Genomic DNA, 12,355 nt, shown 5'->3' with positions numbered 1-12,355 from the left:
TACCATCATAAGGTCTAACCGGTTTAAGGCATTTCATGCACGAAAATATATGATCACCATAGAAGCCTGCAAAGCAGTTGAAATAAAACAAAATAAACTACAAGGCGATGTGCTGGGAAGAAATGTCAGGCTGATATCAACACCTGCTAAAGAATTAACATTAAGTAAAAATCAGGGAATAACTGTTGAATAAAATTCTGCCTTCACCAGGCATTGACTGATTTTTATGAAAGGTCTTTTCTGATTCGTTTATGCCTCTAACTTCAACATACCTCTTTACGATCATTCAGTAAAATAGGTCACATAAAAAAGATTACTACGGTTACAGTATTTTCTGCCGCTGTGGGCAGCTTTTTAAATATAGCAACCCATCCCGAAGGCAGCCGTTGTGTTTTATTGATCAACGGCTTAATCGTTAACCGGTAAGATATTTGTAGCAAATACATACAATACATCCTGTTTTATTATCTTACACTATGGAAAATTTTATCAGGAGTTGTCAAATCAATTTGATTTATAAAAACGTACAAAATGGAACATAAAGCAAAATCAATACGGCCATTCATCGGAGCTAAAAACTTTGAACTATCCCGGAGTTTTTACCGGGACCTGGGTTTTGAAGAAAATATTTTGACTCATACTATGTCGTATTTTAAAACGGAGGGAATAGGATTTTATTTACAAGATGCTTACGTGCAGGATTGGATAGATAATTCAATGATTTTTTTAGAAGTTGAAGATGTTAGCCGATATTGGAACGAATTGCTGGCTTTGAACCTGACTGCTAAATATAAAAGTGTAAAATTAATACCCATCCGGGAAAATGATTGGGGCAGGGAATGTTTTATGCACGACCCATCCGGAATTTTATGGCACCTGGGGGAATTTTATAATTAATGCAACTATAAACCACAGCCCGATTTGGTTCTGGAAGTTACAACGTTCCGGCTTTGCTTTAATATTTGGTTAAACCCGTATTCTGGTAGTAAAGATCAAAAAAGTGGCAGGTCATCAATGGGTATCATCTGCCAATTGATGGGATATAGTATTGTTCCGCATAATTTTAATATTGCATTTTAATTCTCTGTGCTCTTCTTTGTGCCGCTCTTTTCTTAGCTCCTTAGATATACTACCATTAAATTTTATCGGGGTAGCCGCCTTAGTTGAAGAAGGGAAAACCTGCAACTATATATTTTCCGGAGAATGGTAAAATTTTTATGATAACCAATAAAAACCTTACTGGTGAAAAGATTACGGCTAATTTGATGCAAAAGTTTTTAGTTTTGAAAAGCAAATAGAACCGGGTACCTCACTTTTGCCATGCATGTGTTGAGCCTGCGTGTATCCGTTTAAAAATTAAATTATGAAAAAAATAATGCTCATTGTTTTACTGATTATTTCTGCGGTACCTATTGCATGGTGCCAGGCTAAAAATTATGAAGTGTATGCCGTTAAATTCTGCTCTTTGGCACATCCAACGACCATTGCAGCATGGGCCGACAAAGGTCCGGAAAAAGACAGTGTGAATATTGACTTTATGGTTTGGTTAATCAGGGAAAAAGGAGGTAAAAATATTTTGGTAGATGCCGGCTTTTTACATGACGTTGAGGAAGCGAAAGAGTTTGGCATTGCAAATTATACGCGGCCAGATTCGATGTTGATGAAAACAGGCTTAAACCCCGGCGAAATCACCGACATCATTTTAAGCCATCCTCACTGGGATCATATTGATGGAATTGATTTGTTTCCCAATGCTCATATCTGGATGCAGAAAGAAGACTTCAATTATTTTGTTGGTACAGCCTGGCAAAAGGATGGCAGCAATGGCGGCTTTAATAAAAGAGATGTGCTAAAGCTGATGGATGCAAACCTGGCTGGCAGACTAACCCTTGTTAACGGCGATGATAAAGAAATTATTCCCGGCATTACAGTCTACACCGGATCAAGACACACTTTTAACTCGCAATATGTACTGGTGAAAACGGGCACTAACAAAATTATTCTTGCCTCTGATAATATCTGGATTTATTATAGCCTGGATCATTTAACACCGGCTTCTGTTGGTGGTACTTTAGATCCGGCTGGTTATGTAAAGGCTATGCAAAGAATGAAGACCCTCGCATCGGATGTGAAGTTCATCATTCCGGGGCATGATGCAAAAATATTTTCCATATTTCCCACAGTATCACCAGGCATCGTTCAGATAAAATAGATTAATAGCTGATAAATGAATGGCCGGTGTAATGGGTATTTATGGAGTGTTAGCTGATAAATGAAGATTGAAAAAAGGACCAGGATAAAAAAATAACGGGATGAAGAGTTATTCGTTTTTTATAATTGTGTTACTATGCCTGGCAATACTCATTGTAGATATATTCGCCTTTTACTGGTTGCAATCCATCACAGCATTTATCCCTTCAATCTTAACAAGAAATGCGGTCAATATTGGTTTTTGGTTTTTTACTATCGGACTTATATCTTCTATATTGATATTAAAAGTAAGATTAGAATACTTAGCCCCGCAAACCAAACATTTGCTAATATCTTCCTTGTATGGCCTTACGGTTTCTTCTTTTATTCCCAAATTCATTTTCATCATCGTTATTTCGGTACTGCATTTTACCGATTATGTTTTTGCTGAAATAGTACCCTTGTTGTGGGTTGCCATGTTGGGACTATTTTCGTGGTTCTTTCCTTTTTTTGTAATTCAATATGCCATCTTTAGATCGTTGTACCGTTTTAAGGTACATCATCACAAAGTAAAGCTTGAACAACTTCCGGAAAGTTTTAATGGCCTGCGAATTGTCCATATTTCAGATACTCATTTAGGGAGTTTCAATGCCCGCTTTCATATTTTTGACAGGGCTGTAAAAATGATCAATCATTTAGAACCGGATTTTATTTTATTTACCGGCGATCTCGTTAACAACTTTGCATCTGAATTAAATGGCTGGGATACAACCTTCAAACAATTATCCGCAAAAAGGGGCAAATATGCCGTTTTAGGCAACCATGATTATGGCGATTATCATCAATGGAAATCCCCTGCTGCCCGGCAGCTAAATTTTGAAGCCATCAAAAAATTTCACAAAGATATTGGCTTCATGCTATTGTTGAATGAAGCCGTAATTATTGAGAACAACCAGGAGCGTATTGCTATTGCAGGTGTTGAAAATTGGGGAAATCCACCTTTTAAACAATATGGTAATTTGCAAATGGCATTGGCACAAGTGAACGATATTCCTTTTAAAATATTACTGTCACACGATCCTGCACACTGGCCCATGGAGGTAGTAAACCACACCAATATTGCATTGACCCTTTCAGGCCATACACATGGCATGCAGGCAGGAATAAATTTGGGGAACAGAAAATGGAGCCCCATAAAATATAAATACAAACATTGGGCAGGTTTATATCAGGAAGGTATTCAATACCTCTATGTAAGCCGTGGTTTGGGTTGGCTCGGTTTTCCAGGCAGGTTGGGCATGCGGCCTGAAATTACTTTGATAGAATTATTTAACAAATAATTGATCCGGCAGAATGCAAAAGATGCTATACATTTTTTTTATTTATAATTTACTTTTTTAGATGTAAACTTATGTGTTGCAAAAATTACTGTTTTGCGGCCAATGCATCCAGCTTGCTTTCAAATACAGCCAACTGCACAGGCTTCGTCAAGTTTTAAAAAGAGCGAAAGTATCGTCATTGCATACTGCGCGGACAAACAAAAATTGAACTACAGTTTTTCTCTTTTCGCTCTGTTTCAAAACAGGTAGCTAAAAGATTGAATTTTTCCGGTTAAGGCAATTGTAAATTGCAAATTTTTCTTCAATTAAAATAAAAAACAGCGTCGTTGCTATTTATCCGATAACAGTAAAGCATGCTGACTGGCAGTATGTAAGTTTCGCCATACGCGGTTTATTTCTGTAGCGGGATTGGCTGCTGCAAGGCCGCAGTAAGGATATATTTCATCCACTAATTTTCTTGCTGTGGCAGCTAATTCCCGGCTGGCAAGTGTTACCGCTTTTAAAGCGCAGGCTGCAAAAGGCTGCTGCTGTACATGAGCTTGCCATGATTGCTGTACCGCGTTGTAAAAATAATTTCTTGCCATTTGAAGCTTATTTTTTGCAGCTGTTAGCTGCAGTTGCGTTAGGGAACCAGGTTTGGTTTCTTCGCTGAATGTATCGCACAAATCAAGAAAGCGGATGGCCATGCCGGAACTATTTACTGCAAGGGTGGCTTCTGCCAATTGTTGAAAAGGATATCTGTAAACAGGGGCATCCAATATGGCCGCATTACTGTCAATTGTAAAACTCCTGTTCTTTGGTACACGCAATTGCTTTACTTCAAAACTGTTGCTGGCGGTGGCAATCATTCCAATGCTTTTCCAGGTGGGATGAAGTATTACTTCATTTCTTAAAAAAACAAAACTTTTAACCAACGCCGTTCCATCAGCATTCAATAATGCTACCCCATCTTTTTCAATGATACAATTGGCCGTAAAGGCAGTAGCAATAAAAGCACCGCTGGCATAGTTCCAGTAGCCGGATACTTCATAGGCATCGCCCAGGTCTTTAGCCACACCGGTAGCCTTTCCACTTCCTGCCAGACATGTATTGACAGTATTAAAAATTTCATCTGATAGCGAAGGCTGCAAAAAACCAATGAACCAATTTGCACCGCTACAAAGTGTAACCGTCCATGCTGTACTACCATCTGCCCAAGCCAGGCTTTCTTCTGTTTGTATTCCCTGAGGCAGCGACATTTGCAGACCGCCGTATGCTGCCGGCACAAAAAGATTAAACCATTTTTCCTTGTAAATTATTGCTACTTGCTGGGGATGAAGCTGCTGTAATTGTTCCGCCCCGGCGGCAAAATCCCTGATACGTTCTGTAATTAAGGTATCAATAAAAAAAGAAGGATGGGGTATATTTTGTACGTTCATAATTTTTAAAATCAAGGTGTAACTTTTACTGAGTGTTGATTTTCATTTTTGATAATCTTTCTCCATTTAATATATCCCTGAACAGCTACTACAAAAAGAAAGATAGTAAGACCGCTGTACAACATTAAATGTTTGTACAGCAACAATGGAATTGCAATAAGGTTAGAAATGTTTAGCAATATCCAGTTTTCTATTTTACGCTTTGCCAGTAACCACATCCCTGCCCAGGCCGCAGCACTTACCAATGCATCCCAAACCGGAACGGCAGAAGGCGTAAAATTTTTTAGACCAACATACAATATCATAAAACCAACCACTGTAATTAAAACAACAGTTGTCCACTCGCTTCTGGTACAATACGTAATTTTTACAGGCGGTGAATCTTTCTTTTTAATCCAATACCACCAGCCATAAATACTCATTGCGAGGTAATACACATTCAGTAATCCTTCTGCGTACAAACCGGCTGCTACCAATACATACATAGAAATTACCGTGCTTACAATACCCGTGGGATATAGCCATATTTTATTGGCTTTGGCATACAACACTTCTGCCACACCAAATGCCACGGCCAGCCATTCCATCCAGGTAGATTGCTTTATTTGCAGCAACAGCAAATCACACCAGACTTGTACTTCCATCATCATAATAATAGTTAAAAAAATACTTACTCAAGTGGTGCAAAAAAACGAAATAACCATACAGTATTATTCTCTTTCCTACGCCGGCATTATCCGGATCAGGTGTATGAATGAAACTTAATTGTTGAAATCAGTTTCTTTCAATGGGTATAATCTCAGCCTTTATTTCAGCAATTGTTATTGAACCATTCAATAACAATTGTAAGGCACCCCTTGAGTGTGTTGGCGCAAAGATATGTTTAAAAGAGAAAAGTTGATGGCCTGTTTATGGAATTCCGTTTTAAAAAAATTGTAACCTTACTGATTATTTTTTACAGCCCCCAAAAATTACCATTCCCCTGGGTACAGCTCTTTGTTGAACTAACTGCTGCGGCGGGTAAACTTTAAATGACAACGCTTGAATGCATTAAAATATAGTGATGTAGTGTACCCTATTTGCTGGCTTGGCAGTACCGTTTATTTACTCAAACTCAGATATCTATCTGTTGCAAAGGAAACTTAATACTGAAAACGGTACCCTCATCTAATTCAGAAAGTACGCTTATTTCGAATGCATGATAAGATGCAATACTTTTAACAATAGACAGACCGAGGCCATGTCCTTCACCACCTGAGTGACCTGATTTTTTAAACCGGTTAAATATGGTTGCCAGGTCTTCTTGCCGTATTCCGATTCCGGTATCTTCTATCAATAAAGTGTAGTGGTCTGCCGGCACATATTGATCCATCACATGAATAGTACCACCTGCTTTGCTGTACCGTATGGCATTGTTGATAAGATTATAAAGCAGTTGAAAAATCAAATCATGATTTACCTGTTTGATATTTCGGCTGATTGAAACACTATTGGTAAAAATAATCTCATTTATTTCAAGCCGGTGCGAGAGTTCTTCCATTACTTCTGTTACAACTGTATGGATATTTACAGTATCATTTTTTGCAAACTGGTCGTTTTCAATACGGGATATATACAGCAGTGAATGCACAATTTTTTTAAGGCGGTTGAGAGTTTTCATCATAGCAGCTATTTTTTCCTGCTGCTCTTCACTGATGTTTTCATCTACCATCATATTTTCAATATTTGTTTGCAGTATACTGATTGGCGTCATCAGTTCGTGTGATGCATTGGAAGTAAATTCTCTTTCTTTATCAAAGGCTTCATGAATTTTTTCCATCAGGCTGATGAGGGAACTATCCAGGTATTTAAAATCGGAAGTAGATGTTTTTACCGGCGACAGAGATTCCTTAAATGGAAATTTTCTATCCAGCAGTTTGGTTCGCACTATCCTTGCAAGCGGTGTTAACAACACATTTGTAAATATAAGATCCGCTATAACACTGATTGCAATTAGCCCAATCAGGATGTACAAAGTAAATCGTTGCAACAGGTATTTGTACTCGCCAATTGTAGCAGTGGTTTTGCCAATTTCCAACAGGTAACGCTGATTGCCGTAGGTTAATTGATGCGTAAGTAAACGATAATTCAATGTATCATTGTCTACTATGCGTTGCGAAGTCTCAATGGTATCTCTAACTATATTACTGCCTGCGGGAACCAGGGATATATATTCTTCCTTCAACATGGTATAACTTCCGTAAGCACTGTCGCCCTGCAGGTAATAATCTATTCCATTCTTTTTTATTACGTTGAGTACCTTTTTTTTCTGTTCACCTAAATAATAATTGGTGTATTGAAAGCTTACCCGGTTTACCAGCGATGGCATCATTACCACAAAAAGTATTACAATAAGTAACTTTGAAAGTGTGATAAAAAGAGTGAGCTTGGTAAGCAGTTTCATTGGATACTTATATTTTTATTTTATAACCAATACCACGCAGCGTTTGCAACCAATCAACAGACGCATGAGCAGACATTTTTTTACGGATATTTTTTATATGCACATCGATGTAATTGGAATCATAATCATCATCAGAAAAATTTCCCCAAATATGTTCGCTTAACTGAAAACGGGTGAGCGGCCTGTTTTTATGCAGCAGCATATAGCTAAGCAAATCAAACTCTTTACGGGATAATTCAACTTCTTTTTTTTGACACCAGACAGAGCGTTTATTGAGGTCGAGATAAAATTCACCGAGCTCAATCTGTGGATCATTGTTACCAGATTTTCGTCGGGTAATAGCCTGCATCCTTGATTGCAGTTCCAATAACGAAAAGGGCTTTGCAAGATAGTCATCTGCACCAAGATCAAGGCCTTTGATCCTGTCTTCCAGATCGCCCCGTGCAGTTAAAATAATGTAAGATGCATTGGGACACATTTTCTTTGTATCATTCAGAACTTCTAGTCCGTCTTTATCCGGCAGCCCCAGGTCGAGCAATATAAAATCATATTGGTTTTCTTCCATCAGGTTATTACCTTCTTTTGCTGAGTAAGCAATATCACACAGGTAAAACGATTTTTCTAAAAACACATACATCTCTTTTGCCATGGCCTTTTCATCTTCAATAATCAGTACTTTCATAGGTATTAAAACTGGTAATAAAAACTTAACGTTACAAATGAATTTGTCTTTCCCGGATCTGTTTGTGCATGATTGCTCAATACCGATAACTGGTAAGCAGCCTCCAGCACATAATGCGATCTGTTGTATGCAAGCGGTAATTTAAAATTATAAGACAACAGATTGAATGCAGTAGTCGTAGCTGTTTTGGTGGTACCCTGAGAAGGGGTACCGGTAACAGGGCTTAATATAATACCCAGTACGCTATCCCTTAATTTTTGTTCAGTAAGATATGTTTGATAAAAATGTTACGTTCCCGCTACTATATCTGCAGATGGATTGATGGTAACAATATCTTTTTTGCCGATGCTAAACAGGCTGATTGATTTTGATATTCCACCAGTAAAAAATTCATCATTGGTTTTTCCGAAAGCGTAGTCGCCTGAGAGGTTTACATTCAGCCAGTTTTCGTAAATGAAAGCTGCACTAGCATTATCCGCATTGGCCGCCTGCAATAACGGTGAGTAAGCCGGGTAAAAACTATGACTGTAACTAAGGTCGGCAGATAAGTTTTTCGCAAGTTTAAAATTTACTCCAGCACCTAGGCTGGATGCTGAAACAGATGAAGTTTGTTCATTCAATAATTTATAAGCAAGACCTGTAAAATAAAAGCCAGACTTAAAACGTACGGTTGCAGCCAGTGCAGCATAAGGCGTACTTTCCGCAGATTTTTGCCCATAATAACTGGCATTATTAGCATACACTGCAGCTACAGTTAAAGTAGATCTGGAAGCTGTGCTGTCTGCCGGTGCAGCTTTCGTTGTGTCTGTTTGCGCAAAACAAAAAGCAGCATAAAATATAATAGTGGCAAATAATATTAAAGGTTTCATGAGGTTAGTTTGTTAGTGAATGATCTTAATAATTGGTTTCACAATTTTTAGTTTTATAATGTTAACCGGTATTACTTTTATTTTAACCGGTATTGGTACGGGTTGTCTTCTTGATTTTGGTACTTCTCTTATGATATCCTCAGCCGGCTTATCTCCTTGGTTATCTGGACCTGGTGCTTTTGGTGCAACGGTATCAGTTTTAATTTTTGAAATAGCAATAAGGTTAACAACAGGCTTACCATCGCCGGCCATGGTAAAATAAGGAAGGATCATAAAAATGAGTCCTGACAAACATCTTAAAATCTTTAAAACTTTCATTGCGTATTTTTAAAACAGGTTTTGCATCGTAATAAAAAATGACCGATGCAAAACCTGATACAGATTACCTATTTTATTTTAATACCTGTGTTTGTTTTTATATGCGTGTTCATTTTAACAACAGCAGCTGGTTTAATTGAATGAGCAATGGCTGAACTTGATTTTATGGTGGTTACAGCGGTAGTATTTACTTTTTCGCCTGTTTTAATGGCTATGGTATGTACGCTGGCTTTTACCTGATTACCGGCTGCAACCGTAGCAGCCGCATTTGTATTTACCACAGTTTTAGCATTTCCTTTTACCTGATTACTGTTCTTTTTAATGTTTACTGTTGAAATGGTTGCCTCGCCAGTTAAAGACGCATTTTGTTCTGTTTTATTGTTCCTTTCTGATGCGCCAACATTTGCAGCTGAATGCGTGTTTGCAGATACGCTGGCATCCTGTGTGGCCACTGCTTTAACGGGCTGTTTTTCTTCGGCAGCTTTGGCGCTCATCGTTTGCTTTTCGGCAGCAATTTCAGTCTTTCCTTTTTCAACACTTGTGGTAGCCCTGCTTGCTGAACTGTTAACTGCATTGGTCTGCATGTTAGTTGATGAAGAAACGTTGCCTGAATTTTTCACTTCACTGTTACCCTTTTGGCTTTGCAAACTGGTAGCATTGTTAACCGCATGCTGGCTTGTTACAGTGGTTTGCGCAAATGATGCGGTTGATAATAAAATGGCGGCTGATAATAATAATGTCGTTTTCATAATTCTGTTTTTTTTAGTTTAATAATTGATTACAGAACAAATGTATAATGCCAACATGAAGCGAAAATGAAAAATCAACTCTTTTAAAAAAATGTTTTTTGTCACCAAAAAAAAGCATTGCTTTTTGTCTTGAGGTTGGTTACAAACACCAAGGGGGTATGGCGCTGCAACCTGGCAGGCAGTGCAGGTTTATCGTTGTATACTATTTATACGCATCAGGAGCTTGCTGTATTTTTTAATGCTGCTTTGTATTAAATGTTCAGCACAGGATACCCGCCAGCTTTGCCCGCTTCTCACTCAGCGTCTAACGCTACGGCACTGCGCCCAGTCAGGCAGTACAAGCCTTTGATATTTATTTTATTTCTCACTACTATCCGGTAGTTTTTTAAAATAATGATTGTTGATTACTAATAATTATAGTATCGTCTTTTTCAAACAATTTTTTTATGGCTGTTTTTTCAAATAAACTGATGCTTAGTATTTGTAATATTTGATTCATACTTGGTTTGAGATTTAATTCCTTTTTGAGAATAGCGATTATTAAGTAGTCACATACTGCAATCCATATTTGTACCTTAACTGCATTTTCATTATTGCCATAAAACTTTTTAATCCGTAAATTCTGCTTAATCCATTTAAAAAATAATTCAACATTCCACCTTTCTTTATACAATCTGGCTATCATAAAAGATTTGACAATAAGATTATTGGTCAGGAATAGTAATTTCTTTCCGGTCTCCTTATCAACATACTCAATTCTTCTAATTATTTTAGGATATCCTTTAGCTGTATAGTATCCTGTTAATTCCACCAGTTCATCTTTTATAATTCCGCTTTTGATACCTCCCTTTTTTATTTTAATGACAACGTAGGCCATATTTATTCTAGCTCTTGTTACAAAAAAAGCTTTTTCCATTTCAATTCTACACAACCTTTTGTATGATACATACCCTTTGTCTAAGAGATAGTATGCGCCTGGCTTGTAATTGAGTTGATCCAGGATCTTAACATCATGCACACTGCCATCTGTTATGCTTATAAACTCAGGTATAGAACCATTTATATTTAAAAGCACATGCATTTTAACTGCACTCTTTGCCGTTCGGAATTTTGCCCATTGAAAAAGCTGCAGGCATAAATCAATTATTGTACTGTCAAATGCATAAATTATTGTTTTTAATTCTTCGCATAACTTATTGTCATCTTTATAAAGAGGCAACGCTTTTTTGATTAAAACCTGTGCATAGTCAGCATATATCCTTCAGTCTCTATCTTTGTTGGCATCTGACAAAGTACTCTTTCTAACACGACTTTTAATTCCACAATGATATAATTTAGACCCTATACTTTCCAGGCAATATTCAATGTCTCTCAGACTTTCCCGATAACAGAATTGAGCAAAGCTCATTACTAGAAATTGCTCCCAGCAGGTAAAATTTTTTATACCTAAGTTACCTTGGTAGCGGCTGACACATAAATCAAATTCATACCAATAAACCGTTTCAAATAAATGTGCGAACTGTCGAGAAAATGATGTGCTCCGGGGTCTGGCAATCAAATTTTATTCACGGGATTATTTAAATTATGAAATTAAAAATCAAGCTCTTTTATAGCCGGGTCATTCAATAAAATAGTAATGAGCTTATCGTGACTGGCTTTACTGCCTGTTAGTTTCCAGTGGCCGGTTATATTTTGTGCTTCCACTGTTTGAGTACCCCGGCTCACTTCCAGGTGAACATCGTTAAAAATTTTTTCATAGTACTCCAGGGTGTTATGGGTAAATACGCAAACTATACGGTAACCCCTTGTACCGCTTCGGGTATCAATATAATGTTCGGCAAATACCAGCAACGACAGTACACACAATACGGCTGCCGCACCTGCAAATGCTAAAAAAATATATCCTGACCCTACACTCATACCCAGTGCTGCACATACCCAGATGGTGGTGGCGGTTGTAAGTCCACTTACGCGGTTATCATCTTTAAAAATAGCGCCTGCCCCCAAAAAACCAATGCCGGTAATTATATTGGCCGCCAGTCTGTCGGGATTATTGATGCCGATTTTAACAGACAGCATCGTAAAAATGCAGGAACCTACCGATACCAGCATCAGGGTTCGCAACCCCGCCGGCTTGCTGCGGTATTCTCTTTCCACACCTATAATAAGGCCTATGACCATGGCCACTATTATTTTAAAAACGTCTCCGTAATACAACTGCATTGCCTGGGTTTAAAGTTTAAATGTACTTATTATTAAGCATCACAATGATAGTATTGTTTATCAGTGAAGATCTTTTCAACAGCATTGTGTACTTCCATGATGATATTGTGATATTTAACCAGG

14 protein-coding genes and 1 riboswitch are annotated in these 12,355 nt (G+C 37.8%); of the genes, 4 read left to right on the top strand and 10 right to left on the bottom strand.

Translation table 11 applies throughout. The features are described 5' to 3' along the window. The 4 genes from H7254_RS13035 to H7254_RS13020 all read left to right on the top strand — a co-directional run. Positions 1–193: hypothetical protein (locus H7254_RS13035; RefSeq protein WP_301933383.1), on the top strand; the 193-nt coding region annotated here is incomplete at its 5' end. A gap of 338 nt (positions 194–531) precedes the next feature. Then, on the top strand, positions 532–897 hold the full coding sequence (locus tag H7254_RS13030) for a glyoxalase (protein ID WP_301933382.1): 366 nt from the start codon (positions 532–534) through the stop codon (positions 895–897). Positions 898–1,363: 466 nt separating this feature from the next. Further along, positions 1,364–2,212: an N-acyl homoserine lactonase family protein gene (locus H7254_RS13025; protein WP_301933381.1), complete on the top strand. Its 849-nt coding sequence runs from the start codon at positions 1,364–1,366 to the stop codon at positions 2,210–2,212. Between the two features lie 100 nt (positions 2,213–2,312). Further along, on the top strand, positions 2,313–3,530 hold the full coding sequence (locus tag H7254_RS13020; protein WP_301933380.1) for a metallophosphoesterase: 1,218 nt from the start codon (positions 2,313–2,315) through the stop codon (positions 3,528–3,530). Positions 3,531–3,859: 329 nt separating this feature from the next. On the opposite strand, the gene H7254_RS13015 is transcribed toward H7254_RS13020, so the two are convergent. The 10 genes from H7254_RS13015 to H7254_RS12970 all read right to left on the bottom strand — a co-directional run bounded on the left by H7254_RS13015 (position 3,860) and on the right by H7254_RS12970 (position 12,190). Next, positions 3,860–4,948: an acyl-CoA dehydrogenase gene (locus H7254_RS13015; RefSeq protein WP_301933379.1), complete on the bottom strand. Its 1,089-nt coding sequence runs from the start codon at positions 4,946–4,948 to the stop codon at positions 3,860–3,862. An 11-nt stretch (positions 4,949–4,959) separates the two neighbouring features. Further along, positions 4,960–5,595, bottom strand: a complete 636-nt coding sequence (pnuC, locus tag H7254_RS13010; RefSeq protein WP_301933378.1) for a nicotinamide riboside transporter PnuC — start codon at positions 5,593–5,595, stop codon at positions 4,960–4,962. A gap of 55 nt (positions 5,596–5,650) precedes the next feature. Then, positions 5,651–5,816, bottom strand: a riboswitch (TPP riboswitch). Positions 5,817–6,062: 246 nt separating this feature from the next. Further along, positions 6,063–7,391 (bottom strand): HAMP domain-containing sensor histidine kinase, encoded by a 1,329-nt coding sequence (locus H7254_RS13005; RefSeq protein ID WP_301933377.1) that lies wholly within the window; start codon positions 7,389–7,391, stop codon positions 6,063–6,065. 7 nt (positions 7,392–7,398) lie between these two features. Further along, a complete protein-coding gene (locus H7254_RS13000; RefSeq protein WP_301933376.1) occupies positions 7,399–8,073 on the bottom strand; it encodes a response regulator transcription factor in 675 nt (224 codons plus the stop codon). Positions 8,074–8,360: 287 nt separating this feature from the next. Next, complete coding sequence (locus H7254_RS12995) at positions 8,361–8,942, bottom strand: hypothetical protein (RefSeq protein WP_301933375.1); 582 nt, start codon at positions 8,940–8,942, stop codon at positions 8,361–8,363. 12 nt (positions 8,943–8,954) lie between these two features. Next, positions 8,955–9,260, bottom strand: coding sequence for a hypothetical protein (locus H7254_RS12990; protein ID WP_301933374.1), 306 nt, complete (start codon positions 9,258–9,260; stop codon positions 8,955–8,957). A gap of 68 nt (positions 9,261–9,328) precedes the next feature. Then, positions 9,329–10,009 (bottom strand): hypothetical protein, encoded by a 681-nt coding sequence (locus H7254_RS12985; RefSeq protein WP_301933373.1) that lies wholly within the window; start codon positions 10,007–10,009, stop codon positions 9,329–9,331. Between the two features lie 385 nt (positions 10,010–10,394). Continuing rightward, positions 10,395–11,228 (bottom strand): IS4 family transposase, encoded by an 834-nt coding sequence (locus H7254_RS12980; protein ID WP_301933372.1) that lies wholly within the window; start codon positions 11,226–11,228, stop codon positions 10,395–10,397. A 42-nt stretch (positions 11,229–11,270) separates the two neighbouring features. After that, positions 11,271–11,567, bottom strand: coding sequence for a DUF4372 domain-containing protein (locus H7254_RS12975; RefSeq protein ID WP_301933371.1), 297 nt, complete (start codon positions 11,565–11,567; stop codon positions 11,271–11,273). A 32-nt stretch (positions 11,568–11,599) separates the two neighbouring features. Continuing rightward, complete coding sequence (locus tag H7254_RS12970; protein WP_301924191.1) at positions 11,600–12,190, bottom strand: MgtC/SapB family protein; 591 nt, start codon at positions 12,188–12,190, stop codon at positions 11,600–11,602. Between the last annotated feature and the right edge of the window lie 165 nt (positions 12,191–12,355).

This window comes from Ferruginibacter sp., assembly GCF_014377975.1.
Lineage (GTDB): Bacteria > Bacteroidota > Bacteroidia > Chitinophagales > Chitinophagaceae > Ferruginibacter.
This window is presented reverse-complemented; position numbering and strand designations above follow the sequence as displayed.

What these genes read in the sequence shown, in the direction of transcription:
- H7254_RS13030 (WP_301933382.1), top strand. Translation starts at nt 532, where the DNA reads ATGGAACATAAAGCAAAATCAATACGGCCATTCATCGGAGCTAAAAAC.
- H7254_RS13025 (WP_301933381.1), top strand. Translation starts at nt 1,364, where the DNA reads ATGAAAAAAATAATGCTCATTGTTTTACTGATTATTTCTGCGGTACCT.
- H7254_RS13020 (WP_301933380.1), top strand. Translation starts at nt 2,313, where the DNA reads ATGAAGAGTTATTCGTTTTTTATAATTGTGTTACTATGCCTGGCAATA.
- H7254_RS13015 (WP_301933379.1), bottom strand. Translation starts at nt 4,948, where the DNA reads ATGAACGTACAAAATATACCCCATCCTTCTTTTTTTATTGATACCTTA.
- pnuC (WP_301933378.1), bottom strand. Translation starts at nt 5,595, where the DNA reads ATGATGGAAGTACAAGTCTGGTGTGATTTGCTGTTGCTGCAAATAAAG.
- H7254_RS13005 (WP_301933377.1), bottom strand. Translation starts at nt 7,391, where the DNA reads ATGAAACTGCTTACCAAGCTCACTCTTTTTATCACACTTTCAAAGTTA.
- H7254_RS13000 (WP_301933376.1), bottom strand. Translation starts at nt 8,073, where the DNA reads ATGAAAGTACTGATTATTGAAGATGAAAAGGCCATGGCAAAAGAGATG.
- H7254_RS12995 (WP_301933375.1), bottom strand. Translation starts at nt 8,942, where the DNA reads ATGAAACCTTTAATATTATTTGCCACTATTATATTTTATGCTGCTTTT.
- H7254_RS12990 (WP_301933374.1), bottom strand. Translation starts at nt 9,260, where the DNA reads ATGAAAGTTTTAAAGATTTTAAGATGTTTGTCAGGACTCATTTTTATG.
- H7254_RS12985 (WP_301933373.1), bottom strand. Translation starts at nt 10,009, where the DNA reads ATGAAAACGACATTATTATTATCAGCCGCCATTTTATTATCAACCGCA.
- H7254_RS12970 (WP_301924191.1), bottom strand. Translation starts at nt 12,190, where the DNA reads ATGGTCATAGGCCTTATTATAGGTGTGGAAAGAGAATACCGCAGCAAG.